The following is a 24315-nucleotide window of genomic DNA, read 5'->3' as shown; positions in this document are numbered from 1 at the left end:
AATCGAGAGAGAGCAAAAAAAAAACAATCAGAAATAAACGGCTCTGCGGAGCCGTTTTTAAGGAAACAGAATGAATAATTTATTAGCAACAACATTTTCAGCGATTATTACAGCTGAGAATGATCAATTTTACTTTTTGCAGAAAGATGATAATATCATACGTCTTGCAAAATCAGAAGGCGAACACCAGGTAGGGGATATCGTCACAGGTTTTGCCTATGTGGATAAATCTGACAAAATGTGCATGACAACGCAAGAACCAACAGCAACACGTGAAAAATTCGGCTGGGGCACAGTGACCGATGTTCGTCGTGACTTGGGCGCTTTCGTTGATATTGGTTTAGCTGGGAAAGATATCGTGGTTTCGCTTGATGATCTTCCGCTACCAGAAGATAAAGATCAATGGCCTAAAAAAGGGGATAAGCTCTTTGTTAAAATCGTCGTTGATGCGAAAGATCGTCTTTGGGGTAAATTAGCTTGGCACCAAGATTTCTGGGAAATGTCAGGACCGGCCTATGACAATATGCAAAACCAAGACTTACGCGGGATTGTTTACCGTAACAAAGAAACGGGCTCTTTCGTCTATCTTCCAGATAATAATATGCTTGGTTTCATCCATCCTAACGAAGCTTTTGGCACACTCCGTATCGGGCAAGAGCTTCAGGTACGTGTCATTGGCTTCCGTGATCAAGACCGTAGTTTAAACCTTAGTGCGAGACCACGTGCTTATGAAATGTTGGATGCTGATGCACAGATGATTCTCGCATATCTTGAGAGTATGGGTGGAAAAATGCCTTTTAATGATAAGTCAGCGCCAGATGATATCAAAGCGACATTTGGTATATCTAAAGGACAATTTAAAAAAGCGCTTGGCGGTTTGATGAAGAATAAAAAAATTAAACAAAATCCAGAAGGTACAGAGCTCATTTGATAAAAACACTAAAAAGTTGGATTCATCCAGCTTTTTTTTCCCATAAATAAAAGCCGTTTGGAATTTAAAGAAAAAAATAAGTGCATGATAGAGTGAGTTTTGTTATAATATCTTCAACTAAGAAGAACGGGGAAAGAGTATGAGTAAAGAAAGAGCAATATTTGCCGGTGGCTGTTTTTGGTGTATGGTACAGCCCTTTGAGGAACAAACAGGGATTCTTGCTGTGACAAGTGGTTATACAGGCGGTCATGTTGATAATCCAACTTATGAGCAAGTTTGCAATCATCAGACAGGCCATACTGAGGCAGTGGAGATTATCTTTGATAATGAAAAAATCACTTACAAAGATTTAGTGGAACTTTACTGGGAGCAGACCGATCCAACCGATATGTTTGGGCAATTTGAGGATCGTGGCGATAACTATCGTCCAGTTATTTTCTATACTGCTGACTCACAGAGAGAAGTCGCTGAAAAGTCAAAAGAAGCACTTCAAAATTCTGGACGTTTTGATCAGCCTATTGTTACCACAATAGAACCCGCACAAAAGTTCTGGCCGGCAGAGGATTATCATCAAGGATTTTATAAAACAAATCCTGAGCGTTATGCTTTGTCTAGCCGTTTACGTCATAAGTTTTTGGAGGAAAACTGGAAATGAGACAGCCTTTTTATACTTATTTGATGCGTCATCGGGCGCCAGTTGAGGTGGATGACGTTACACGTTTGGCTAATCTTGCCTTTGCGGATACACAGTTTCCCAAACAATCGAAAGACTTTGACGAAGTGTCCACATACCTGGAAACCTATGCCCCTTTTTACTTTAACTTGGGACTTTTTGACGATATCTGGGCAATGTACCTAGAAGCCTAAAAATGGAGGAAAACACAATGAAAATGGCACACACCTGTTACCGCGTCAAAGACTTGGACGCTTCAATCAAGTTTTATCAAGAAGCTTTTGGTTTTGAGGAAAAACGTCGTCGTGACTTTTTAGAATATGAATTTACTTTAGTTTATTTGACTTTACCTGGTGATAACTACGAATTAGAATTGACTTATAATTACAATCATGAAGCGTATGATTTGGGTAATGGCTATGGACATATTGCTATTTCGGTTGATAATTTGGAAGAACTGCATACAAAACAAAAACAAGCAGGGTTTGAAGTTACCGAACTTAAAGGCCTTCCTAACTCCGACACACGCTATTACTTTATTATTGATCCAGATGGCTATAAGGTTGAAGTGATTGCAGAGTAAATAAAAAAGAATAAAAAGACTGAATTATTTCAGTCTTTTTTTGATTTTCGCCTAAATGTAGCAGCCGCATTTTTCAAGCTTAAAGTATTTCTACTTTTTCATGAAAACTAAATGTAGAGGGAAAATTATCAGAGGATTCTCGTGTTAGACTAATAAATATAAAATAAAGGAAGGAGGCTAAAAAGTACTGTTGTCCTAGAAAAAAATAGTTGTATTTGAAAGGAGGCTTTATTATGAAAATCAAAAAAATTATTGCCGTATCAACTTTAGGGCTAGCTCTTTTTGGGGCAAGTCAGATTGCGACTGCTGAGAAAATATCTGCCGATGGTGTTTTTGGCGATAGTGTTGAAAAGATGGAACGTGCTGTTCGTATTTTGCAAAATAATTTTACGAAACACGGCAAACAGGTGGCATATTATAAAACTTTTCCAGATGCCGCTTTGGGGAAGAAAACCTTGACATCAGAGTATTATAATTGGGCTGTAAAGCATCAAAGCACTGCTTATGTCCAAGGCGGAGGAAATCAAAGTAGTGGCTGGTATCCGGCAGGTTATAAAGTTTGGGTATCTTCTACAGGTTATCGTTATGGAGGATATAGCTGGGGCTATCAGGCAGTTGGAAATAAATGGTAAATCGTGATGAATAAGCTGTTGAAATTTACCTTATTACTCCTTTTTTCTTTGATTACTTGCATGATTGCTTATATGCGTTATACCGATAAAGAAGCCACACGGTTGAGGGAAGCTGTTCAACTTCCAAATTATACCCAGATTTATCAGCCCAAAATAAATAATCCCAATAATGACCTTAACGACCTTGATGTGAAGGTAGAGTTTATAAATCGTAAAGATTTTATTAAGGCAATAAAAGAGGTTTCGCAAGAATTTGATGTTCCTTTTATTATCCGTGTGCGTTTTCTAGGGCATAAAAATGATGGAAAAGGTAATGTTGATTATGGATCCCCTCTATCAAATATTACTTATTTTGAAACACACTATCATCCTAGAAAAGAAAAGAAGTTTAGAGACCTCGATTATAAGGTAAAGATAAATAATAGCCCTATAGAAGATTTGACAGATGAGCAATATCAAGGAGCCAGTATATTTTTCAAATCTGACGATAAAAAAAGAGTTTTAGAAGCTTTATCCCAAAAGTTTAATCAAATCTCAAAAGTTCAAACAAGCTCTGCCAGTTTAGAGAATCAGCCGTCATGGTATATTCCGAGCAGTCCAATTATTAGAGTCAGTGATATCTATGTATTCCTTATTAAAGTTGTTCTTTTCTTTTACTTTGTTTTTATGTTTATATGGATAATTTTAAGAAATAAAGAAATAGCTATATTTTCTCTTAATGGCTTGAGCAACTTCATAATCCTCAAACGAATCTATCTTAAATCTTTTGTTGGAACACAGCTTTTGGTACTTTTTTTGGCAAATATACTGATAATAAGAGCAATTGATACAGAATACATAGGATTGATTTTTTTAATTTCAATTTTGAGTGTGTTTGGTGTATTGCTTATTATTGGAGTTATTGTGAGGTTTTCTCTGGCTCAGCAAGTCAATAATAAACCATTTTTTAAAAGATTTTATGTTGCTGTCTATCTTGTCAAGGTATATATTTTTGCAGCAAGTGTAGCAACAAGCATGGGATTGATGCTCTTGTTCAACAGTAGTATAGGAGTGTTGCAATCCTCGCCTATAAAAGGTTATGGTACTTTTCATGGCGGCGGTTCGGGTTATTTAGAAAGTTTGAAGAGTCATACACAGCACGAATCCCTTTTTAAATACATGGAGAATAATGGTGGTTTACACGCTGCAAAGAAATTTTTACCGCAGAAATTTTTGGAGAAATATCAAGGCATGGAAATTAATTCAGCTTATCTTCAAAAATATAAGATAGAAGATGTTAATGGAAATGATATTAAAATCCCGACTGAAACAAGTGAAGCGGTGATTTTAATTAACGAACGCTATAAAGATAAGTTGCATGAGATAAAAAAAGGATATTTGGAACTTCTAGATATGTCTGGTCTTTGGTTTAAAGGAAAGAATAGTCGTTTCATTATCATCAAAGATAAGCAAAAAATACCAGCTTTTCAAGGGGAACGAGGCGGAATTTTTTCTAATGGAAGAAAAGAGGAAATACGAGCAGATATAGTAGAGGTCCATACGGTAAATAATGCGGGAGTAAACACCTACATCAATATGTTTTATAATGGGAACACTCTTGGTGCTTTATTTCCTATTAAGAAAAGTGCGGAAAAAACTTATTTAGATCTACTCCCTAGTTTAAGGAAGGATAAGGTAGAAGCTAGTTTTACTTCATTTGTTTCTAGCTCAAAAATTGCAGAGAATGATATGAAGATGTATATTGGAGAGCGCTGGTCATGGGTATTTATGAACCTTCTGGCATTCATTCTCTTTATCATCATGATACTATCCACAACAATGATTTATTTCAGAGTCAATAAAGAAAAGCTTGCCCTTTTTCGGATACAAGGATTTTTCCGTCTAAGAAGCTATCGCTTTCTATTTATAATCATTATCATTCAAAACATAGTGTTTTTTACTCAATCGATGATTTTAGGCTATGATTTCACAGTCATTGAGGCTTATATACTTTATGCTTTGATTGAGATATTTTTAGTCTTCCACCTCCTCACTCGCCTCGAAAAGAAAGAGTTAGTCAACACCTTGAAAGGAGCATAATACAGCATGATAGAACTGCAAGAAGTGAGTAAAAAGTTTGGGAAACATCAGATTTTTGAAAATTTTTCCCTCAGTATTCCAGCTCAGAAAATGACAGCGATACTCGGAAGAAGTGGCGCCGGAAAGTCCACGCTTCTTAATCTTATCGGACTGATTGAAGGCGCAGATTCTGGGAGGTTATATATATCAGGGAAAAAAGCACCTAAGATAAACAGCAAAGAAGCGTTACTTATGCGGCGCAACCTGATAGCATTTCTTTTTCAAAACTTTGCCTTGATTGAAGATGAGAGCATTGAGCGAAATCTCAATATCTCTCTAGTGTATGAGAAAATAAAAGGCAAAGAAAAGCGACGTAGGATGAGAGAGATTTTAAATCAAGTAGGTATTGCTCATAAGCTAAGCGAAAAAGTATACGCTTTGTCTGGTGGGGAAAAACAGCGTGTAGCTCTGGCGCGTGCTTTGTTGAAACGCAGTAAGATTATCTTGGCTGATGAGCCGACCGGCTCTTTAGATGAACAAAATAGATCCTTGATACTGGGATTGTTACGCCAAGAAGTAGTAAAGGGAAAAACAGTCATCATTGTCACGCATGACCCAGCTGTTGTTGCAGCATGTGATGAATTCGTTGAAATATAGAGACTTGACAAAAACAACTATATTTGGTAGACTGTTTAAGTATGTTTTTAGCATATAGGCGTGGAAGATAGAATGGTCTATCATCATACCACATCACGAAAACAATATTATAAGGAGAAATTTATCGTGGCTAAACAAGTAGAAAAACTCGTTAAATTGCAAATTCCTGCCGGTAAAGCAACACCAGCTCCACCAGTTGGTCCAGCTTTGGGTCAAGCAGGTATCAACATCATGGGATTCACTAAAGAATTCAACGCGCGTACAGCTGACCAAGCTGGTATGCTCATCCCAGTTGTAATCTCAGTATATGAAGATAAATCATTTACATTCATTACAAAAACTCCTCCAGCAGCAGTTCTTTTGAAAAAAGCAGCTAAAGTTGAAAAAGGTTCAGGTGAACCTAACAAAGTTAAAGTTGCAACTGTAACAAAAGCACAAGTTGAAGAAATTGCAAACACTAAGATGGCTGACCTTAACGCTGGTTCACTTGAAGCAGCAATGTCAATGATCGAAGGTACTGCGAAATCTATGGGATTTGTAGTAGAAGGTTAATTTTTAATTAATCATCGCTCATTTTCCACACAAGTGGAAGGCTGTTATAATAACAGACAACCGATATTACCACAAGGAGAAATATAGAAATGGCTAAAAAAAGCAAATCAATGCGCGCTGCTATCGAAAAAGTAGACGCAACTAAACTTTACAGCGTTGAAGAAGCAGTAGCACTCGCTAAAGAAGCTTCAATCGCAAAATTTGATGCATCTGTAGAAGTTGCATACAATCTTAACATCGATACTAAAAAATCTGACCAACAAATCCGTGGTGCAATGGTATTGCCAAACGGTACTGGTAAAACTGCTCGTGTTCTTGTTTTCGCTCGTGGCGAAAAAGCTAAAGAAGCAGAAGCAGCTGGTGCAGACTTCGTTGGTGCTGATGAACTCGTAACTAAAATCAACGGTGGTTGGTTGGACTTCGACGTTGTAATCGCAACACCTGACATGATGGCTGTTGTAGGTCGTCTTGGACGTGTCCTTGGCCCACGTAACCTCATGCCAAACCCTAAAACTGGTACTGTAACAATGGACGTAACTAAAGCTATTGAAGAATCAAAAGCTGGTAAAGTTAACTACCGTGCTGATAAAGCGGGTAACATCCACGTACCAATCGGTAAAGTTTCATTCGACAACGAAAAACTTATCGAAAACTTCAAAGCTATCAATGCCGTAGTTGTTGCTGCTAAACCAGCTACAGCTAAAGGTACTTACATCACAAACCTTTCAGTTACTACAACTATGGGTGCTGGTGTTAAAGTTGATACAACAAGCTTCTAAGTTGAAAATTAAAAAAGCTCCTCAGGGAGTTTTTTTTGCATATCTTAGAAACTAATATGTAATTTTTGTAATTTGAATTAGAGAAACATGCTTTTTCATGTTACAATAGTAATATGAAACGAATGACTCTATTAATAGGCTTTATAGCAGCTGTTTGGATAACTATATATATCGGAACAGTATTTGAATTTCCCTTAATAAGTTTACAAATAATTTCATTGTTGTTACTTTTTACGACTTTTTACTTGGTGAAACTTGATGGAACTTGTGCTTGGCCTTATTTACTCATTATTGATATTTTCTTGGTATTTTTCCTTTTTACCTTTTATAATTCTCGTTATTTTTTCACATATATCCAATATGATAGCGATGTGACTGAAATTTTAATTATCGCTGGATCATTTATTATCTCCCAAATTTTAGGAATCTTTTGGGGCAGTCAATTTTATATTAATCCAAATAAAAAGTAGTGAATCATCCTTCACTACTTTTTTCTGAAAGTTTTTCTAAAATTTCATTGATTTTATCAACTTTAGGTTGAGCAAGGGTTTGAAATTCGTTCACTTTTCTTTGAATTTCTTGTCCGGTAAGCTCAGCCTTTTTTGCTTCAATTTTTACATTTTCTAAGTTCGCTTTGACCTCATCTATTTCTTTACTTAACCGTGAAAAGATTTCTGAGACGTCATTGATGAATTCTTTCATAAGATTTCCTCCGCAATTGCATTAAGATCATAAGTATGTGCTGTGAAAGCAGCAGAGAAACCATCATCTTCAGCATAACGTGGAATAAGGTGTACGTGAGTGTGGAAGACGGTTTGTCCAGCTATTTCCTCGTTGTTTTGCAGGATATTCATCCCCTTGGCGCCTAGAGAATCCACAAGTTTATTGGCGATTTCTGGAATTTTAGAGAAAAGCTGAGAGGCTTGCTCGGGTTCCATTGCCAATAAATTTCTTGTATGTGTTTTAGGTACAACTAAAGTATGCCCTTTTGTGGTCTGTGTGATATCAAGAAAGGCTACTAAGTTATCGTCTTCGTAGATTTTCGTACTTGGAATTTCACCCGCAATTATTTTACAAAAAATACAATTATCCATAAGAAATCTCCCTGTCCATTTGTAGAGTCTCAAAAGTTGAGCACTACTTTGTTATAAGTAAATTATAACAAATTCTTCTGTTTTTGCTTAGTGTAACTTGTTAAGAAATTTTTTTAGAAAGCGTTAAGACAAATAAATAGTTTTTAATGTTTAAAATTGGTATTATCAGGGTAAGAAAAACAAAATAGGAGGTAAAGTCATGAAAAAAATTACAAACCAAGTATTGCTTTTCATCCTCATGTTGGGGAGCATTTTGAATCTTACCCCATTGGTGAGTGCTGAAACAACGTCTCCAAGTGCAATACAATTTGTAGATCAAGTTGTTCTAAGTAATAACAATGGTCCAATAACCTCAAATAAAATAAGCGATGCTTCTTTGGTCAACGCTACCTACACGCTTAGTATTCCAAACGGTACAGTCATTGATACGGCGCAAACGTACTCAATGCCATTACCACAGGAATTAAAGTATACAGGAACTGCTCCAATTTTGCTGACTAAAGAAGATGGTACATTGTTAGGTTCAGTGACTATCCAAAATAATATGCTTAATATTGTTTTTGCGCCTGTTATCAACAATTTATCTAATCGTACATTATTTTTTAACTTTTGGTCTGGCTTTAATAAAAATACTTTAAATTATGATGCGGGGAATGATTTAGCCTTTCCGACAAAAAATAATTTAAATAATAGTATTCACGTTAATTTTTCAAAAAGTAGCTCAGGTGAAGGGTCAGGGAACAGTGCAATTGCTAAAACGTTGCACTATGAAGCAAATGATATAGTGACTTGGACTATTACCATAAACAATGGTGGTTATGAAATTTCCGATGCGAATTTTGCTGATACGATGAGCAACACGCAGGACTATATACCGGGTTCTACCAGTATACATTATAGAAACTATAAAAATACTGTTATTAAAACAGAGTCAACGGATTTGGTTTTTAATCCTAATGCAGATGGGAGTCAATCCACCTCCTTAAATCTTGGACATCTCCATGGTGACACAGAAGCATCTCTCACCGAACCCAATTCAGTCGTCATACATTATCAGACAAAATTAAAATCTAATCCTGTGAATAATAAATACCCTAATCAAGCTTTTTCCTATGATGGGACAACTCTAATTGATAGTGCAGTTTCCACTGCAACTTATCATGGACAAGGTGGAGGAGGAACAGGTGATCTTGCTGGTGATGTACTTATCAAATATGCTGACGAATTGGGAAATAAGCCCATAGATAATATTACACTCAAGGGAAACATTGGTCAACCTTACACTTCCGAGCAAAAAGAAATCGAGGGTTATACCTTTAAAGAAGTACAAGGGAATCCCACAGGAATCTTTACAGATCAGGCGCAAACCATTACTTATGTTTATACTAAATTACTAGTAAAAGGTGAAACAGTAACTGTAAAATACACAGGCGATGATGGTAAAAAAATAGCAGAAGATACAGTTCTTACAGGGAACATTGGTGAAGAATATGTTTCGACACCAAAAGAGCTCCCAGGTTATAGTATAAAAGGCGTGCAGGGAAATCCAAAAGGTGTATTTACCTCTACCAAACAAGAAGTAAAATACTTGTACGCGAAAAATCAAACGCATCAAGCTAATCTTCCGGCGACAGGAGAAGATAATGGAAAATTTTTGACCATCATTGGTGTTATTCTCTTATTTTTAATAGGAGGAGTAATAGTCTTTGTGCGAAAAATAAACAAATATAAGTAAGGCATCCTACCATTTCCAACCATAAAAAGATAAATAGATTAAAAACATTAAAAAAATCAAATCTATGTTATAATAATTTTTAATAAATTATAAATAAGGAGAAATTTAATATGGATGCGTATATTTTTGACTTCGATGGAACATTAGCAAATTCGGGGAGTACGGGTATATTGGCAACACAAGCTGCTTTTCAGCAGTTTAACTTAAGTATTCCCTCAAACGAGACAATTAACTACTACACAGGTATTCCGATTGAAAAGTCTTTTAAGAAAATGGCTGTGGGGCATATATTTAAGGAAGAAGAATTTGATGAGTTGTTAAGTGCCTTTCGAAAATACTATAAGGCATATGAGCAAGAAAATCTTACACTTTTCCCTCAAATAAAAGAAGTGCTTCAAAACCTGCGCCATTCCGGTAAAAAGCTTTATGTGGTCTCAAGTAAACACTCTACAGCTTTAAAAAGAAATTTAGAATTTCTTGAGATTGCTTCTTATTTTGAAGGTGTGATTGGTTCAGATCAAGTAGAAAATTATAAACCTGCACCAGATGGTGTACTATACATAGTAAAACAATACGGCTTGAGCACGCATCAGACCGTAATGATTGGTGATGCCATTTTCGATATACAGATGGGGAAAGCCGCAGGAGTACAGACATGTGCTGTAACTTGGGGTGCACATGATGCTGCTGAATTAGCAGGCCAGCATCCCGACTTTTTGATAAAACAAGTAGACGAGTTGCTGAAACTTTAAGGGAGATGTATGAATAAAACTTTTAGTTATTTAACTTTAGGGGAATGAGTTTTATGATTTACAAAAAATACGGGGAAATCTTTAAAAAATTACGTGTCCAACATAAACTTTCTTTGCGTGATTTTGAGCGCATTGGTTTATCAAAGTCAACTATATCTTCCTTTGAAAATGGAAAAACACTGATTTCATTTGATAAACTAGATCTTGCCTTGCAGGAAATGCATACAACGTTCAGATCTTATATGCTGATGCTCAATAATGATGAAGAAGATTATTGGTTAAATCAGTTTAAGAAAATAGAGCAGGCTTATTTTAACAAGAACATCTCTTTATTAAAGCAAGTCTATTTAGACAATATTGAATATGATTTAGAAGAAAATAAAGTTATTGCACTCTCTGCTAAAGCTTGTTATAGTCATTTATCTCCAGTGGAAGTTTCTTATATTGAAACGAGATTAAAAAGCTATCATATTTGGCATAGTTATGAACTCTATATTTTAGTGAATACCTTAGAGGAGATTGATCCCAGGTTATTGCAAGATCTTGTAGGGAAAATGCTTTCCCAAAACGAACATTACTTGAAAGAAATAACAGAATTTAGAAATCTGCTTATTCGTGTTGTTCTCCGAGCGACACTTGTAATGATACGTCATGGCTACAGAGACGATTCAGAACGGTTTCTCAAAGCGTTTGAAGGATTAACGATAGTCTTTGACACCTATGTTCGAATATCCTCCCTTTTTGTAAAGGGATGTTGGATATACGCGTTTGAAAACCAAATTACGGGTAAAAAACTGACTGCACGTGCTTTAAAAATATTATCCGAAATCGGTGCTTTAGAACTACGGGAAGTTTTCCAAAAAGATTTTGAGAAAATCAGCAACAAATCAAGTGCATGAATGATAAGGGACTTTTCTACATAGTCCCTCATTTTTTTAGTAGAAAAATTAAGAAAAAGAGATTACATTAGAGGAAAGCAAAAGAAGTTGGGATATGATAAAATTAACTTATACTAAATTTGATTAGAAATGGAGATATTAATGTGGCTCTAAAAATAAATAACGTGACTGGAGGCTACTTTGGTAATCCGGTTCTTGAAGATGTAAGCTTTGAGATAGCGGATGGAGAACTGGTTGGACTTATTGGTCTTAATGGTGCGGGTAAATCAACAACTATTCAGGAAATTATGGGACTGCTCACGCCTTACTCAGGTCAGATCGAATTGGATGGAATTACGCTCCAAGAAGATCTTGAAGGTTATCGTAAAAAGATTGGCTTTATTCCAGAAACACCAAGTCTTTATGAGGAACTAACTTTGCGTGAGCACATTGAGCTTACAGCTTTAGCTTATGGAGTTCCTGGAGAAGAAGCAATGCCTCGGGCAGAAGAACTCCTAAAAACCTTCCGTTTGGAAGATAAGTTAGACTGGTTCCCGGTCAATTTTTCTAAAGGAATGAAGCAAAAAGTAATGATTATTTGCGCCTTTTTGACGGATCCAAGTCTTTACATTATTGATGAACCCTTTCTAGGATTAGATCCTTTAGCGATTCAAGATTTAATCACACTTATGCTTTCCATGCGTAATGCTGGTGCTTCGATTTTGATGAGTACACATATTCTCTCAACAGCAGAGAAATTCTGTGACAAATTTGTCATCCTTCATGAAGGTAAGGTATTGATTGCGGGAACGATGGAAGATTTGCGTGCCAAATTTGGCAAGGAAGATGCCAGCCTTGATGAAATTTATTTAGAATTGACGAAAGGTGTAAATGCTCATGAATAGCTTATTTGAAGAACGCCGCAAAGTATACTATCGGCAAAATCTCAAATATTTGCGTTATGTATTTAATGATCATTTTGTTCTCTTTTTGATGATTTTATTGGGCGCTTTAGCCGTACAGTATGCTCAATTTTTACAAGCTCACAGTTTAAATACTGCTGGAAAAGTTGGTTTAGTTCTTTTAATCACCATTCTAAGCCAGATTTTTGGAAGATTGGCCAGCTTTGTGGAACCTGCGGATAAGGTGTTTCTCTTACCGCAAGAGAAAGCAGTGCGCAAATATTTACTTCTGTCTTGCTTGCGTTCGCTTCTTTTCCCTGCGCTTATTAGTCTTATTTTAGTCGGAATTGTAGCGCCTCTTTTAAAATGGTCTTTCTTCTATCTTTTGCTATGGTTTATTCTTTTAGTTTTGTTAAAAGCAGCTGGTTTAGGCCTTCGCTTACGTCAACTCATGCCCAATGGAATTATTTCTTGGGAGAGACTTATTGCTTACGAAGAAAACCGCAAAACGAATACATTACGCTTTTTTGCCCTTTTTACCAATGTTAAAGGACTGAAAACACAAAGCCGTCGTCGCAAATATTTAGATTTTCTCTTACCGAAAACGCTGCGAACCTATGAGTATCTCTTTAGTCGTGCTTTTTTGCGCTCCGGAGACTATCTCTCGCTGACGTTGCGTTTGATTGCTCTTAGTGTACTTTCTTTAATTTTTATTGGTAACCCGATTCTTGCGGTTATTTTGGCATCGGTCTTTAATTATTTGTTGCTTTTTCAACTTTTTGCCCTCCAAGATTCTTTTGAGTACCAAGTGTTGACGCGAATTTATCCACTCCGTCAATCATCAAAATTTGCAGCAATTAAAAATGTCCTCTCACGTATAATGCTTTTCGCGACAGTCGTAGAAGTCATTTTTGGTTTAGTCTTCCTGCAACCACGCCTTTATCTGATTGTACTTTTACTGGTGAATTTCCTGTTAGTGAAATTTTATATAAAAATGCGTTTGAAGGGCAAATAAAAAAACAGCTTAAGCTGTTTTTTTTTATTTTGCAATAATTTTTGTTCCATGGACAAAGTTTGTACCTGTTAAGTTTGCGTATTCTTCATAGTTATCAACAGTTACTCCACCACCAATAATAATAGCAATTCTTCCTTTCGCATATTTAACAAGATCTGCAATTTTTTCGGTATTGAGTGGCTTGTCGAGACTTTCTCCATGCATAAGAATTTTTTCGACGCCAGCTTCGACCAATGTATCGATGGCTGCATGCTGGTCCTCAATCTCATCAAAGGCCATGTGGAAGGTTACAGGAAGTCCTTGAGAGGCCACCATGAGTGTTTCAAGGGCTTCAACGTCAATTTGATTGTCTTCTGTTAGAGCGCCTAAAACGAGATTTTGTGCACCAGCTTCGATAGCTTTGAGAATATCATTTTCCATGATTTTTAATTCATAAGAATTATAGACAAAATTGCCTCCACGTGGGCGGATGATAACAGCTAAGGTTGTCTTTTGGTCTCCGATAAATTCAGCGGCTTGCTGAATGACGCCATAGCTTGGTGTTGTTCCACCCACAGCAAGGTTATCACAAAGTTCAATACGCTCGACTCCTGCAGCAATTGCTTGAGGAATTTCAGTAAAATTTTCAACACAAAGTTCACGAATAATCATTGGCTTCTTTATTTCCTTTTCTGACTTTTTCTTTATTATAACAAAAAAAGTAGCTTTGCTGTTTTTAATGAATAAAAAGCTAGTGTATAGCAAACGAGGCATGCGATTTGATATAAAATACTGCATAAATAGAAAAAATATTTTCTTGGATATTTGTGATTCCTACGCTTTATAGGATTACTTGGATCCAGAAAAGTTAAAGCATCTGATGAAATGCTATAATAGGTTTATGTTAAAAAAAATTGAAAAAGCCTATGTTTATTTAGAAAAAAATCTCGAAAGTCTCAGCTGTCCTTTATGCCACACTTCCTTTGCTTTGGAGCCTTATGCACTGCGTTGTGAGAATAAGCATACCTTCAATTTAAATAAAAAAGGGTATGTTAACTTTTTACAAACAAAAGCAGATACGGAACATTATACAAAGAAGATGTTTGAACCCAGACGTCGCTTAATAGCTGCTGGCATGTACACACCTGTACTTAAGGAAATTGAAAAAGCCCTTTTACCTGGCAATTTGTTGGATGTGGGTACAGGTGAAGGCAAGTTTTTGGAGTTGTTGTCTTACCAAGGGAACAAATTTGGCTTTGATATTGCAAAAGATGGTATTGAAATGGCGACTGATTTGCCTTTTTCAGCTTTTCTAAGTTTGGCAGATTTGACAAGACTACCTTTTGCTGATGCTTCTATTTCGAGTGTCTTAAATATTTTTACACCTTCAAACTATAAAGAGTTTAATCGAGTGTTACAGTCAGGGGGGAATATCATCAAGATTGTACCAGATCGATATTATCTTCAAGAGTTGCGTAAAGTATATGGATTTCCAGTTAACTATGACAATACAGAGGTTATTCAACGCTTTAAGCAGGAATATCCTAATGCCGTGGAAAAAGAACTTCATTATAGTTTTGAAATTCCTGAGACCCTTCGTTTAGATTTTCTGGAAATGAGTCCTTTAGAATGGGCGGTACCCTCTAAGATAAAAGAAGCAGCAAGAAAAAATCCCCCAACCCAGTCAACTATTCATGTGCAAGTTTTAATCGGGCAAAAATAAAAAACCTCTTCCTGAGGTTTTTTCTGTTAGAACATAAAATTTATTATTTCATGAGGAGGTGTACAATCTTTTTGATTCCTTTTTTACAAACAAGGAAAACGATAAAACCAACAACAAGAGCAGCTGGAACAGCAACTAAACTACTTGTCATTGTAATAAAAATATAGACCATCATTGCCATGATGACTGAAAAGCTTGCGACATTAAGAAAGAAAGTCAGCTCGTGCACACGTTTGGTAAGATGGCTTTCTTGTTCATGTAGCTCATCATATGAATAGTATTCTTGCTTCTCATAGAAATCGTTTAAATTTTTTAATTCCATAGTTTTTTTCCTAAGTTTTCCTGATAATTAAGCTCTACACTACATCATAACAAATTATGTAAATGTTTGCAATACAATTTCATGTCTTATATTACTTTTTTGTTAATCGGAAAATAAAATAAAATGAAAATCTGACGTGTCAAGAGCGATAAATAGTGATATAATTTAGTCTATGATTAAAATTACTACTACCGCAGAAAGTGTGGAGCAAGCCAAGGCTCTACTTGCTGCTGGAACTGACAACCTTTATATTGGTGAAGCCGAGTTTGGGTTACGCTTACCCACAGCGCTTAGCTACGATGAAATTCGTGAGATTACAGCTCTTGCACATGAAGCAGGAAAAACAGTGACTGTTGCTGTAAATGCATTGATGCACGTTGATATGATGGCTAAAATAAAACCCTACTTAGACTTCTTGCAAGATATTCAAGTAGATCGCATAGCCGTAGGAGATGCAGGAGTTATCTTCGTGCTTCAAAGAGACAAATATGACTTGCCTTTTACTTATGATGCTTCTACCATGGTGACTTCAAGCCGCCAAATCAACTTCTGGGCGGGCCAAGGTGCTGTCGAAGCTGTGTTAGCACGGGAGCTTCCCAAACCGGAACTTGAAGCCATGACGGGAAACTTAGATGTACCCGGCGAGGTATTGGTTTATGGAGCAACTGTTATTCATCAAAGTAAACGTCCTTTAGTGCAAAATTACTACAATTTTATTAAGACAGAAGAGACAGGAAAAGATCGTGAACGTAATCTTTTTGTTTCGGAACCCAAAAAGGAAGATACCCACTATAGTATCTTTGAAGACAATCATGGTACACACATTTTTGCTAACGATGATCTTAATATGATGAGCGAGCTCTCGGAACTGGTAAAAATGGGCTTTGACCATTGGAAACTGGACGGTATCTTTACACGCGGTGCGGATTTTGTTGCCATTACGAAGTTGTTTGTAGAAGCGAAAAATGCCATTGAAGCAGGAAATTTCACTGCAGATAAGTCCTTTCAGCTTGAAGAAGAAGTGCGTAAACTTCATCCAGCAGGGCGTACTTTATCACATGGTTTCTATGACTTAGACCCAGGTAAAATTAAATGATGAAAGCTTTGTATTTTGAAGAATTTGAGGATAGTGATGTCCTTAAATATGGCAAAGTTCCCTTGCCACAAGTGCTAGAAGATGAAGTTTTAGTCAAAACGGCATATATTGGTCTCAATTTTGCAGATATTTATCGCCGCCGAGGAGGCTATCATATCGAGGAACACCATCCTTATATTAATGGATACGAAGGTTCTGGTGAAATTGTCGAAGGGAAGCAGAAAGGAAGAAAAGTTCTTTTTGTCGATGTTCCCTTTGCTAATGCTGAATATGTTGCTGTGCCTAAAGAAAAGCTGATTTATTTGCCTGATAATATTGATTTAAAGTTAGCCGCCAGTATTGGTCTTCAAGGTTTGACTGCAGATTTCTTAGCGCATGATTTAGGGAAAAATCAAATAGGGGACAAAGTATTTGTTACAGGAATTAGCGGTGGTGTCGGGCAGATCTTGTCTCAAATTCTTGTGGCAGATGGTATGGAAGTATATGGTACGGCATCGAATGCAGAAAAACAAGCTTTGGCCCTTTCTCGTGGAGTGTGTCAAGTCTATCCAAGCCGAACGGATGAGTGGCGACAAGCGTTGTCTATTAAATTTGATACGGTTTATGATGGCGTGGGCAGCACTGTGAATAAAAATTTAGAGCTTTTGAGGAACAGAGGAAGTCTGATTTTCTTTGGTATGGCGGGAGGCAATCCGCCACAAATTGATCTCGTGAAGATGATGTCTCAATCCAAAAATATCCTAACGGGTGACTTATGGGATTTTTTGACCAGCTTTTCTGAAAGGGAACGCCGAAGTCAGCGTCTCTTTGATTACTTTGAAAGAGGAAAAGTTGAAACAGCGGAAGCAATTGTATTTCCCTTAGCTGAAGGCAAGGAAGCTCATCAGTATTTAGAGTCTGGAAAAAATATTGGCAAAGTTTTATTAAAACCATAGTTTATTTTATTAAAGAAGTTTTGGTCGGCAGACCTTATCAAAAATCTTATCTTGAAAATAGGAGAAAAAATGCAAGAAAATTATACAAGACCTGAGGTACTTTCACCTGCAGGCACACTGGAAAAACTCAAAGTAGCGATTGATTATGGCGCAGATGCTGTATATATCGGTGGACAAGCCTACGGTTTGCGATCACGCGCAGGTAACTTTACCTTTGATGAGATGCGTGAAGGCGTAGAGTATGCTTCAGCCCACAATGCTAAGGTATATGTTGCGGCCAATATGGTCACACACGAAGGGAATGAGAAAGGTGCAGGCGAATGGTTCCGTACACTGCGTGATTTAGGAATTTCTGCAGTAATCGTTTCGGATCCTGCATTGATAGCAATTTGTGCAGCCGAAGCACCAGGTTTACCAATTCATCTCTCTACGCAGTCTTCAGCAACGAATTACGAAACTTTAGAATTCTGGCAAGGTTTAGGACTGGAACGTGTCGTCTTAGCCCGTGAAGTTTCTATGGAAGAATTAGCAGAAATCCGAAAACATACATCTGTGGAAATTGAAGCTTTTGTCCATGGTGCTATGTGTATTTCTTATAGTGGACGCTGTGTACTTTCAAACTATATGAGCATGCGTGATGCCAATCGAGGTGGCTGTTCACAATCATGCCGTTGGAAATATGACCTTTATGATATGCCTTTTGGTAGTGAGCGCAAATCAATCAAAGGTGAAATTCCCGAAGAATTTTCAATGTCTGCAGTTGATATGAGCATGATTGAACATATTCCTGATATGATCAAAAATGGTGTAAATTCCTTGAAAATTGAAGGACGTATGAAATCTATTCACTACGTTTCAACAGTTTCAAATGTTTACAAAGCGGCCATTGATGCTTATCTAGAAAGTCCGGAAAAGTTTGAGGCTATTAAGCCAGATTTGGTTGATGAACTTTGGAAAGTGGCGCAACGGGAATTGGATACAGGCTTTTATTATGGTATTCCTGATGAAAATAAACAACTTTTTGGTGCACGTCGTAAAATTCCAGAATATAAGTTTATTGGCGAAGTTGTTGCTTACGATGAAGACAGTAAGGTTGCGACGATTCGTCAACGGAACGTCATTACAGAAGGTGATACGATTGAATTTTATGGGCCTGGCTTCCGTCATTCTGAAACAACAATTAAAAACTTACGTTTGGCAGAAACAGGAGAATCTATCGACCGTGCACCAAATCCAATGACCCTTTTACATATTGATGTGGAAACGCCTGTACAACCTGGAGATATGATCCGTAAATCAGGTGCAGGCTTAATCAATCTTTACGAAAAATCAGGTGCGGCTAAAACAGTGCGTGCTTAAAAAGATTAAATAGAGGAGCGTAATGACAGAAAAGACAAGATTAGGCGTTTATTTTGGTACTTTTGCTCCTTTTCATAAGGGGCACCAGCAACAGATTTACAAGTGTGCTGCACTTAATGATCAGGTTCTCTTAGTCGTATCAGGCTATACTCATGATCGAGGTGATAAGATTGGCTTGCCTCTAGCCCTACGTTATCACTATTTACAGGAAGCTTTTGCTGATGAAGAGGACATTGAGGTTGCAATGTTAGATGAAACGGATTTACCTCCGATGCCACAAGGATGGGATGCTTGGTTTAAACGTTTGTTTGACTTATTAAAAAATTACCAGAGCCAGGAAATTACTTTTTATGTGGGAGAGCCGGAATATGTAACTGAGCTCAGTGCACGTTTTCCGCAAGATTTGCGTACCTATAAGGTAGAAATGGCTGATAGGCAAGATATTAAGATATCCGCAACAGACATACGTGAAAATCCATTGTTGCACTGGAACGAGATAAATCCCGCTTTTCGTAGACATTTCACTAAAATTGTTGGTATAATTGGTGGCCGACAAAGTGGTAAGTCAACCTTGGTTAGACGTTTAGCACGTACTTTTAACAATGCCCCCTTTGCAAAGGATATTGAACAGGCTATCACTTCAGCCGGAAATCAAGGTATAATCTTTATTGATAATACTCTATCTCCGGATATGGATCTGGTGCTTTTAATTCCATCTGATAATGACGAAGCACTTTTAAGGGAGATAGCAGAGCAAGGACTTGCTGGAAAAGTTGTACGTTTAGATGATGAAGAAACGACGCGTGACACACGCGCTTATCTCGGGCGCTATTATCATGCTATTGATGCAATTAGTCAGTATACAGGGATTCAAATTGACCGTTTAAAATATTAGGAGAGGAAACATGGTTAACCAAAAGTTATCAAGTGCCGAAGCCTATACATGGCAAGTAATTCAAGAGCATTATGATGAAATTCCCCAACTTTCTATTACAGATTTGGCAGAATTAGCTCATTGCTCTTTATCAACGATTAATCGCACAGTGAGGAAAAAAGGTTTTTCGGGCTATGCCGAATTTCGCTATTCGATAAAAGAAAAGCCACTTCCCAATATTAATGGTTTTTCAAATGAAGTTTTGGCCGCAATTGGTAAAAACGAAGAAGAACTCCTACGGACCATTCATAATATTTCGGCTCCTGCTATTGAACAAGCCGTGCGTGCTATTGACCAAGCTGGTGAGATCATTCTCTTTGCGCGTGGTCTTTCCACTCATGCTGCTGTAGAGATGATGAAGAAGCTTCAACTTTTCCATAAGCCAGTGACACTTCATGATGACTATAAATATATGACTTATTATGCAAGTTTTGTCAAAGAGAACAGCTTAATCATCAATTTGTCCTTGAGTGGCGAAACTTTAGAACTGATTGAAGCAACCGAAGTGGCAAAAACCCATGGTGCAAAAATTTTGACCTTGACTGTAACGGAGCAAAGTCCATTAGTACGTCTTGCAGATGTCTCCCTAATTGGCTATAAAAGCTCTTTAGAAGTTAATTATTTTGATCTTGATGTCCATAGTCGACTGCCCTTGTATATTTTAGTACGTGTCCTCTTTGATGCTTACTCTATTTATAAAAAACAATGAAAATCAAATAATAAGCAAAGCCAAGGAGCTTTGCTTTTATTATCGTTCTTTTTGCTTTAGCAAATTAGAACGATAATACGCAGGGAGCGAAGCGAGTTGTGAACAACATAAAGTTCTTTTTGCTTTAGCAAATTAGAACGATAATACGCAGGGAGCGAAGCGAGTTGTGAACCACAACTTACATTCTTAGCTTTTGTAAGCGGTGTTTTAGGAAGTATTTCCTGCCTTCTTTACCCAATGGGAAACTTTTCCAAATAAGAAAATGCTATCATATTAATGTAAGCGATTTCGGTGTAAGGAAATCGAAAAAGGAGGTTCCCGATGGAGGGAGGAAAAATGAAACAAAGAATTTCGTATGCTTTAGGTGCTTTGGGTCACGATACCTATTATGCAGCAATTAGCGTGTTCTTTATTGCTTTTGTTACGAGTCAAATGTTTGCAGGTAGTGAACATGAAGATGCAATGATTGCCCTTGTGACATCACTTGTCGTCATTATTCGATTGGTAGAAATTGTTTTTGATCCCATTATTGGGAGTATTATTGACAACACACGCACGCGTTGGGGAAAATTTAAACCTTGGTTGGTTGCTGGCGGTTTAATATCATCTGTAATGATTGTATTGATGTTTTCAGACTTCTTTGGATTAGCCAAAAGTTCAAATACAACCTTATTTATTATTGTCTTTATCATTTCTTTTGTCATTCTGGATGCTTTTTATTCCTTCAAGGACATTGCCTTTTGGTCAATGATTCCTGCGCTCTCTGAAAAGAATGAAGAACGTGAGTCACTCGGAACATTTGCCCGTTTTGGTTCAGCTATTGGTGCTCAAGGAACAACTATTCTCGTTATCCCGATTACCTATGGATTCACTCAACTCATGACGGGGCACCATGCCCAAGGTGCATCAGGTTGGTTTGCATTTGGTGTCATTGCTGCGATTGTTTCAGGTGGAACAGCCTTAATTACAGCTTGGGGTACCCAAGAAAAGGATTCTGTTATCCGTCAACAATCACAAAAAACAACAACCATTGATGTGTTTAAAGCTTTATTGAAAAATGATCAGCTGATGTGGTTGTCATTGTCTTATATCTTGTTTGCTTTAGCCTATGTCGCAACAACAGCAACTTTGATTTTGATGTTTACCTTCGTTTTAGGACAAGCTGCACTGTATTCAATTACAGGGATTGTCGGCTTTATCGGCTCTATCGTCTTAGTACCACTGTTCCCTGTCTTAGCGAAGAAATTTGGCCGTCGTAAAGTTTTGACAGGTGCAATTCTCTCGATGCTTGTCGGTTATGCTTTCTTTATCTTTGGAAGTTCAGTGCCAATGACAATTCTCGGTCTTATCTTTCTGACTACACCTTATCAGCTTGTGTTCTTATCAGTTTTGATGACAATCACAGACTCTGTAGAATATGGTCAATGGAAAAATGGTGTGCGTAATGAAGCAGTTACTTTGGCAATGCGTCCGTTACTGGATAAAATTGCTGGTGCTTTCTCAAATGGGATCTTTGGGTTTGTGGCGATTGCAGCTGGTATGACCGGTTCAACTTTTGATCCACATAAAGTTTACGGGGTAACGACCTTTAAGCTTTATGCCTTCGCTCTTCCAGCCGTTCTGATGATTATCTCACTCACGATTTATCTTCTTAAGGTAAAATTAACAGAGAAACGTCATAAAGAAATTGTTGCGGAACTCGAAAATAAATTAAAATAAAGATAAGGACTAGCGGTGACGCTAGCTCTCCTTATTTAAAGACAGGTGAATTATGGAAATAACAACAAAAGACTTTGGCTTAGGCGCGCATTTGATTTGTTTAACAAACAAGGCAGGAGATACGCTCTCATTGAGCAATTACGGTGCCCGAATCGTGGATTGGACAGTCAATGGTAAGAAAATCGTTTTGGGCTTTGATTCTACACAAGAATATGTCGAAAAAGATAACTATCCTGGTGCCACAATTGGCCGAACAGCTGGCCGTATCAAAGACGGTCAAGTGAAGATAGCAGGCAAGAACGTACAATTGCAACAAAATGAAGCTGCGCAAACCTTACATGGAGGGCAAGATTCCTTTGAAAGTAAACTCTGGCAGTTTGAAGTTTTTCAGGAAGCAGAACAAGCCAAAGTTCAATTTTACTTGACGTCAAACGATGGTGAAAATGGCTATCCAGGACAGATACAAGTTACTGTGACTCACAGTTTTGATGAAAATGGCGCTTGGTCCATTGAATATGATGCCGTTTCTGATAAAGACACGGTGTTTAACCCTACAGGTCATGTTTACTTTAATTTGTCCGGAGATGTAGCTCAAAGTATAGACAACCATTTCTTGCGTTTAGGCGCCTCTCGTTTTGTTCCTTTGTTAGACAAGAGCGAGGTAGTACGTGGAGATATAGCGGAGTTAGCGGGTACAGACTTAGATTTGCGTTCAGGCAAAAAGCTCTCGGAAGTCTTTCAAAGTACTATGGAGCAAGTGATTTTGGTTGATGGCCTTGATCATCCTTTCCTTTTAGATGAGCCAAGCATAGAGAAAGAGCAAGCACGCTTAAGCTTTGAAGAGTTAAGTGTCTCTGTTTATACTGATTGTCCAAGCATTGTTATTTTTTCAGCAAATTTTGGCGAATCTGGTGCAGTGTATCAAGGGAAAAAAGAAGTAAATCATGGCGGAATCACTTTTGAAACACAAGTGGCGCCAGGCAGTCAACAAATTCCTGAGTTGGGTGATATCACACTCAAAGCAGGTGAGAAATACTATTCAAAAACAATTTATAAACTCCATAAAGAAGAGAAAAAATGAGGAAAAGAAAATGACAACAATCGTGGAAAACAGTAAAGTTTTAACAGCATTAACAAACAGTTTTGAAAAAGTATTTGGGGATACAGAAAATGTGGAATACTTCTTTTCGCCAGGTCGTATTAACTTGATTGGTGAACATACCGACTATAATGGCGGCTACGTCTTCCCAGCCTCAATTACAATTGGGACAACAGGTTTGGCCCGTTTACGTGAAGATACAAAAATCCGACTTTTTTCACAAAACTTTCCAGAAGCAGGTCTTATCGAATTTGATTTAACAGAGGTCAAGGAAAAAGATGATGACAGTTGGTCAAATTACGTTAAAGGAATGATAGTGATGCTTCAAGATGCAGGCTATACCATCGATAAAGGTTTTGAACTACTTATCAATGGTGAAATTCCAACAGCTTCTGGTTTATCATCTTCAGCTTCTTTGGAACTTTTAGTCGGTGTAGTTTTAGACGACCTGTTTAATTTACAAGTCCCACGCTTGGAGTTGGTACAACTCGGACAAAAAACGGAAAATGAATTTATTGGCGTCAACTCTGGTATTTTAGACCAATTTGCGATTGGTTTTGGTGAAGTGAAAAAAGCGATTTTATTGGACTGTAATACTCTTAAGTATGAAATGGTGCCGGTAGAATTACGTGATTATGATATTGTCATCATGAACACAAACAAACCACGTGCTTTAACAGAATCAAAATATAATGAGCGTTTTGCTGAAACACGTGAAGCATTGAAACGTATGCAAAGTAAATTAGCTATTGAATCCCTGGGTGAACTTTCTAATGAGGATTTTGATGCCAATACAGACTTGATTGGTGATGAAACCCTGATTAAACGTGCGCGCCATGCCGTATATGAAAATAACCGTACAAAAATAGCACAAAAAGCTTTTGTTGCTGGTAATTTGACGAAGTTTGGTGAATTACTTAATGCTTCACACGCTTCCCTCAAAGACGACTATGAAGTGACTGGGATTGAACTTGATACGCTGGCTGAAACCGCACAAAAACAAGCAGGTGTATTAGGCGCACGTATGACAGGTGCAGGCTTTGGCGGTTGTGCAATTGCTTTAGTAGCTCATGATAAAGTCGCAGATTTTGAAGAAGCAGTGGGAGCGGAATATGAAAAAGTAGTTGGCTATCCAGCAAGCTTTTATGTCGCCCAAATTGGTTCAGGATCAACAAAACTGGATGTGGAGTAGGAAAAGT

The 24315-nt window shown here is 37.4% G+C and carries 28 protein-coding genes; 24 read left to right on the top strand and 4 right to left on the bottom strand.

Translation table 11 applies throughout. The features are described from left to right. The first annotated feature begins 70 nt into the window (after positions 1 to 70). The 10 genes from J0J35_RS07430 (at position 71) to J0J35_RS07385 (ending at position 7335) form a co-directional block, all read left to right on the top strand. Positions 71 to 931, top strand: a complete 861-nt coding sequence (locus J0J35_RS07430) for a S1 RNA-binding domain-containing protein (protein WP_206916442.1) — start codon at positions 71 to 73, stop codon at positions 929 to 931. A 139-nt stretch (positions 932 to 1070) separates the two neighbouring features. Further along, positions 1071 to 1586, top strand: coding sequence for a peptide-methionine (S)-S-oxide reductase MsrA (msrA, locus tag J0J35_RS07425; RefSeq protein WP_019292236.1), 516 nt, complete (start codon positions 1071 to 1073; stop codon positions 1584 to 1586). After that, the gene (locus J0J35_RS07420) at positions 1583 to 1798 is read left to right on the top strand and encodes a YozE family protein (protein WP_003133330.1); all 216 of its coding nucleotides are present in this window, start codon (positions 1583 to 1585) and stop codon (positions 1796 to 1798) included. The genes msrA and J0J35_RS07420 overlap by 4 nt, the downstream gene beginning before the upstream one ends. A 17-nt stretch (positions 1799 to 1815) precedes the next feature. Continuing rightward, positions 1816 to 2187 carry a VOC family protein gene (locus J0J35_RS07415; protein ID WP_046400839.1) on the top strand — a complete coding sequence of 124 codons (372 nt, stop codon included), beginning with the start codon at positions 1816 to 1818 and terminating at the stop codon, positions 2185 to 2187. A 233-nt stretch (positions 2188 to 2420) separates the two neighbouring features. After that, positions 2421 to 2819, top strand: a complete 399-nt coding sequence (locus tag J0J35_RS07410; protein WP_019292234.1) for a hypothetical protein — start codon at positions 2421 to 2423, stop codon at positions 2817 to 2819. 6 nt (positions 2820 to 2825) lie between these two features. Further along, positions 2826 to 4898 (top strand): DUF1430 domain-containing protein, encoded by a 2073-nt coding sequence (locus J0J35_RS07405; protein ID WP_206916438.1) that lies wholly within the window; start codon positions 2826 to 2828, stop codon positions 4896 to 4898. A 6-nt stretch (positions 4899 to 4904) separates the two neighbouring features. Next, positions 4905 to 5534 carry an ABC transporter ATP-binding protein gene (locus tag J0J35_RS07400; RefSeq protein WP_206916435.1) on the top strand — a complete coding sequence of 210 codons (630 nt, stop codon included), beginning with the start codon at positions 4905 to 4907 and terminating at the stop codon, positions 5532 to 5534. A 126-nt stretch (positions 5535 to 5660) separates the two neighbouring features. Next, positions 5661 to 6086, top strand: a complete 426-nt coding sequence (rplK, locus tag J0J35_RS07395; protein WP_003133340.1) for a 50S ribosomal protein L11 — start codon at positions 5661 to 5663, stop codon at positions 6084 to 6086. 89 nt (positions 6087 to 6175) lie between these two features. Further along, a complete protein-coding gene (gene rplA / locus J0J35_RS07390) occupies positions 6176 to 6865 on the top strand; it encodes a 50S ribosomal protein L1 (protein WP_003133341.1) in 690 nt (229 codons plus the stop codon). Positions 6866 to 6978: 113 nt separating this feature from the next. Beyond that, positions 6979 to 7335: a hypothetical protein gene (locus J0J35_RS07385; RefSeq protein ID WP_019292231.1), complete on the top strand. Its 357-nt coding sequence runs from the start codon at positions 6979 to 6981 to the stop codon at positions 7333 to 7335. 4 nt (positions 7336 to 7339) lie between these two features. Here J0J35_RS07385 and J0J35_RS07380 read toward each other — a convergent pair whose 3' ends face one another. Then, positions 7340 to 7567, bottom strand: coding sequence for a hypothetical protein (locus J0J35_RS07380; RefSeq protein ID WP_019292230.1), 228 nt, complete (start codon positions 7565 to 7567; stop codon positions 7340 to 7342). Beyond that, on the bottom strand, positions 7564 to 7959 hold the full coding sequence (locus J0J35_RS07375; RefSeq protein ID WP_046400833.1) for an HIT family protein: 396 nt from the start codon (positions 7957 to 7959) through the stop codon (positions 7564 to 7566). The genes J0J35_RS07380 and J0J35_RS07375 overlap by 4 nt, the downstream gene beginning before the upstream one ends. Before the next feature lie 199 nt (positions 7960 to 8158). Here J0J35_RS07375 and J0J35_RS07370 point away from each other — a divergent pair, with 199 nt between their 5' ends. From J0J35_RS07370 to J0J35_RS07350, 5 genes are all read left to right on the top strand, one after another. Beyond that, positions 8159 to 9694 (top strand): MucBP domain-containing protein, encoded by a 1536-nt coding sequence (locus J0J35_RS07370; protein WP_206916432.1) that lies wholly within the window; start codon positions 8159 to 8161, stop codon positions 9692 to 9694. A 110-nt stretch (positions 9695 to 9804) separates the two neighbouring features. Continuing rightward, a complete protein-coding gene (locus tag J0J35_RS07365; protein ID WP_206916430.1) occupies positions 9805 to 10446 on the top strand; it encodes an HAD family hydrolase in 642 nt (213 codons plus the stop codon). A 53-nt stretch (positions 10447 to 10499) separates the two neighbouring features. Continuing rightward, positions 10500 to 11345: an Rgg/GadR/MutR family transcriptional regulator gene (locus J0J35_RS07360; RefSeq protein ID WP_165706571.1), complete on the top strand. Its 846-nt coding sequence runs from the start codon at positions 10500 to 10502 to the stop codon at positions 11343 to 11345. 143 nt (positions 11346 to 11488) lie between these two features. Then, on the top strand, positions 11489 to 12229 hold the full coding sequence (locus J0J35_RS07355; RefSeq protein ID WP_029343375.1) for an ABC transporter ATP-binding protein: 741 nt from the start codon (positions 11489 to 11491) through the stop codon (positions 12227 to 12229). Beyond that, a complete protein-coding gene (locus J0J35_RS07350; protein WP_061414347.1) occupies positions 12222 to 13241 on the top strand; it encodes an ABC transporter permease in 1020 nt (339 codons plus the stop codon). Before J0J35_RS07355 ends, J0J35_RS07350 begins: the two co-directional genes overlap by 8 nt. Positions 13242 to 13265: 24 nt before the next feature. Here J0J35_RS07350 and J0J35_RS07345 read toward each other — a convergent pair whose 3' ends face one another. Further along, positions 13266 to 13892, bottom strand: a complete 627-nt coding sequence (locus tag J0J35_RS07345) for a copper homeostasis protein CutC (RefSeq protein ID WP_195917315.1) — start codon at positions 13890 to 13892, stop codon at positions 13266 to 13268. 229 nt (positions 13893 to 14121) lie between these two features. Between J0J35_RS07345 and J0J35_RS07340 the strand changes: the two genes are divergently transcribed. Further along, positions 14122 to 14943: a putative RNA methyltransferase gene (locus J0J35_RS07340; RefSeq protein WP_206916428.1), complete on the top strand. Its 822-nt coding sequence runs from the start codon at positions 14122 to 14124 to the stop codon at positions 14941 to 14943. 43 nt (positions 14944 to 14986) lie between these two features. On the opposite strand, the gene J0J35_RS07335 is transcribed toward J0J35_RS07340, so the two are convergent. Next, positions 14987 to 15265: a DUF3270 domain-containing protein gene (locus J0J35_RS07335; RefSeq protein ID WP_019294186.1), complete on the bottom strand. Its 279-nt coding sequence runs from the start codon at positions 15263 to 15265 to the stop codon at positions 14987 to 14989. Positions 15266 to 15437: 172 nt separating this feature from the next. On the opposite strand from J0J35_RS07335, the gene J0J35_RS07330 reads away from it, so the two are divergent. The 8 genes from J0J35_RS07330 (at position 15438) to J0J35_RS07295 (ending at position 24308) form a co-directional block, all read left to right on the top strand. After that, positions 15438 to 16361: a peptidase U32 family protein gene (locus J0J35_RS07330; protein WP_206916426.1), complete on the top strand. Its 924-nt coding sequence runs from the start codon at positions 15438 to 15440 to the stop codon at positions 16359 to 16361. Further along, the gene (locus J0J35_RS07325) at positions 16358 to 17296 is read left to right on the top strand and encodes a zinc-binding dehydrogenase (RefSeq protein WP_206916423.1); all 939 of its coding nucleotides are present in this window, start codon (positions 16358 to 16360) and stop codon (positions 17294 to 17296) included. The genes J0J35_RS07330 and J0J35_RS07325 overlap by 4 nt, the downstream gene beginning before the upstream one ends. Positions 17297 to 17365: 69 nt before the next feature. Then, a complete protein-coding gene (locus J0J35_RS07320; RefSeq protein ID WP_206916422.1) occupies positions 17366 to 18655 on the top strand; it encodes a U32 family peptidase in 1290 nt (429 codons plus the stop codon). Between the two features lie 22 nt (positions 18656 to 18677). Next, positions 18678 to 19550, top strand: a complete 873-nt coding sequence (locus tag J0J35_RS07315) for an adenylyltransferase/cytidyltransferase family protein (protein ID WP_206916419.1) — start codon at positions 18678 to 18680, stop codon at positions 19548 to 19550. 10 nt (positions 19551 to 19560) lie between these two features. Beyond that, on the top strand, positions 19561 to 20298 hold the full coding sequence (locus tag J0J35_RS07310) for a MurR/RpiR family transcriptional regulator (protein WP_019292217.1): 738 nt from the start codon (positions 19561 to 19563) through the stop codon (positions 20296 to 20298). A gap of 321 nt (positions 20299 to 20619) precedes the next feature. After that, a complete protein-coding gene (locus J0J35_RS07305) occupies positions 20620 to 22017 on the top strand; it encodes a glycoside-pentoside-hexuronide (GPH):cation symporter (protein WP_019292216.1) in 1398 nt (465 codons plus the stop codon). Positions 22018 to 22069: 52 nt separating this feature from the next. Next, positions 22070 to 23098 carry a galactose-1-epimerase gene (locus tag J0J35_RS07300; RefSeq protein WP_206916407.1) on the top strand — a complete coding sequence of 343 codons (1029 nt, stop codon included), beginning with the start codon at positions 22070 to 22072 and terminating at the stop codon, positions 23096 to 23098. A 10-nt stretch (positions 23099 to 23108) separates the two neighbouring features. Next, the gene (locus tag J0J35_RS07295) at positions 23109 to 24308 is read left to right on the top strand and encodes a galactokinase (protein ID WP_206916403.1); all 1200 of its coding nucleotides are present in this window, start codon (positions 23109 to 23111) and stop codon (positions 24306 to 24308) included. Positions 24309 to 24315: the final 7 nt, after the last annotated feature.

Source organism: Lactococcus sp. LG606 (assembly GCF_017309645.1).
Taxonomy (GTDB): domain Bacteria; phylum Bacillota; class Bacilli; order Lactobacillales; family Streptococcaceae; genus Lactococcus; species Lactococcus petauri.
This window is presented reverse-complemented; position numbering and strand designations above follow the sequence as displayed.

Excerpts from the sequence above, each read along its gene's own strand:
- J0J35_RS07430 (WP_206916442.1), top strand. The coding sequence starts at position 71 with ATGAATAATTTATTAGCAACAACATTTTCAGCGATTATTACAGCTGAG.
- msrA (WP_019292236.1), top strand. The coding sequence starts at position 1,071 with ATGAGTAAAGAAAGAGCAATATTTGCCGGTGGCTGTTTTTGGTGTATG.
- J0J35_RS07420 (WP_003133330.1), top strand. The coding sequence starts at position 1,583 with ATGAGACAGCCTTTTTATACTTATTTGATGCGTCATCGGGCGCCAGTT.
- J0J35_RS07415 (WP_046400839.1), top strand. The coding sequence starts at position 1,816 with ATGAAAATGGCACACACCTGTTACCGCGTCAAAGACTTGGACGCTTCA.
- J0J35_RS07410 (WP_019292234.1), top strand. The coding sequence starts at position 2,421 with ATGAAAATCAAAAAAATTATTGCCGTATCAACTTTAGGGCTAGCTCTT.
- J0J35_RS07405 (WP_206916438.1), top strand. The coding sequence starts at position 2,826 with ATGAATAAGCTGTTGAAATTTACCTTATTACTCCTTTTTTCTTTGATT.
- J0J35_RS07400 (WP_206916435.1), top strand. The coding sequence starts at position 4,905 with ATGATAGAACTGCAAGAAGTGAGTAAAAAGTTTGGGAAACATCAGATT.
- rplA (WP_003133341.1), top strand. The coding sequence starts at position 6,176 with ATGGCTAAAAAAAGCAAATCAATGCGCGCTGCTATCGAAAAAGTAGAC.
- J0J35_RS07385 (WP_019292231.1), top strand. The coding sequence starts at position 6,979 with ATGAAACGAATGACTCTATTAATAGGCTTTATAGCAGCTGTTTGGATA.
- J0J35_RS07380 (WP_019292230.1), bottom strand. The coding sequence starts at position 7,567 with ATGAAAGAATTCATCAATGACGTCTCAGAAATCTTTTCACGGTTAAGT.
- J0J35_RS07375 (WP_046400833.1), bottom strand. The coding sequence starts at position 7,959 with ATGGATAATTGTATTTTTTGTAAAATAATTGCGGGTGAAATTCCAAGT.
- J0J35_RS07370 (WP_206916432.1), top strand. The coding sequence starts at position 8,159 with ATGAAAAAAATTACAAACCAAGTATTGCTTTTCATCCTCATGTTGGGG.
- J0J35_RS07365 (WP_206916430.1), top strand. The coding sequence starts at position 9,805 with ATGGATGCGTATATTTTTGACTTCGATGGAACATTAGCAAATTCGGGG.
- J0J35_RS07360 (WP_165706571.1), top strand. The coding sequence starts at position 10,500 with ATGATTTACAAAAAATACGGGGAAATCTTTAAAAAATTACGTGTCCAA.
- J0J35_RS07350 (WP_061414347.1), top strand. The coding sequence starts at position 12,222 with ATGAATAGCTTATTTGAAGAACGCCGCAAAGTATACTATCGGCAAAAT.
- J0J35_RS07345 (WP_195917315.1), bottom strand. The coding sequence starts at position 13,892 with ATGATTATTCGTGAACTTTGTGTTGAAAATTTTACTGAAATTCCTCAA.
- J0J35_RS07340 (WP_206916428.1), top strand. The coding sequence starts at position 14,122 with ATGTTAAAAAAAATTGAAAAAGCCTATGTTTATTTAGAAAAAAATCTC.
- J0J35_RS07335 (WP_019294186.1), bottom strand. The coding sequence starts at position 15,265 with ATGGAATTAAAAAATTTAAACGATTTCTATGAGAAGCAAGAATACTAT.
- J0J35_RS07330 (WP_206916426.1), top strand. The coding sequence starts at position 15,438 with ATGATTAAAATTACTACTACCGCAGAAAGTGTGGAGCAAGCCAAGGCT.
- J0J35_RS07325 (WP_206916423.1), top strand. The coding sequence starts at position 16,358 with ATGATGAAAGCTTTGTATTTTGAAGAATTTGAGGATAGTGATGTCCTT.
- J0J35_RS07320 (WP_206916422.1), top strand. The coding sequence starts at position 17,366 with ATGCAAGAAAATTATACAAGACCTGAGGTACTTTCACCTGCAGGCACA.
- J0J35_RS07315 (WP_206916419.1), top strand. The coding sequence starts at position 18,678 with ATGACAGAAAAGACAAGATTAGGCGTTTATTTTGGTACTTTTGCTCCT.
- J0J35_RS07310 (WP_019292217.1), top strand. The coding sequence starts at position 19,561 with ATGGTTAACCAAAAGTTATCAAGTGCCGAAGCCTATACATGGCAAGTA.
- J0J35_RS07305 (WP_019292216.1), top strand. The coding sequence starts at position 20,620 with ATGGAGGGAGGAAAAATGAAACAAAGAATTTCGTATGCTTTAGGTGCT.
- J0J35_RS07300 (WP_206916407.1), top strand. The coding sequence starts at position 22,070 with ATGGAAATAACAACAAAAGACTTTGGCTTAGGCGCGCATTTGATTTGT.
- J0J35_RS07295 (WP_206916403.1), top strand. The coding sequence starts at position 23,109 with ATGACAACAATCGTGGAAAACAGTAAAGTTTTAACAGCATTAACAAAC.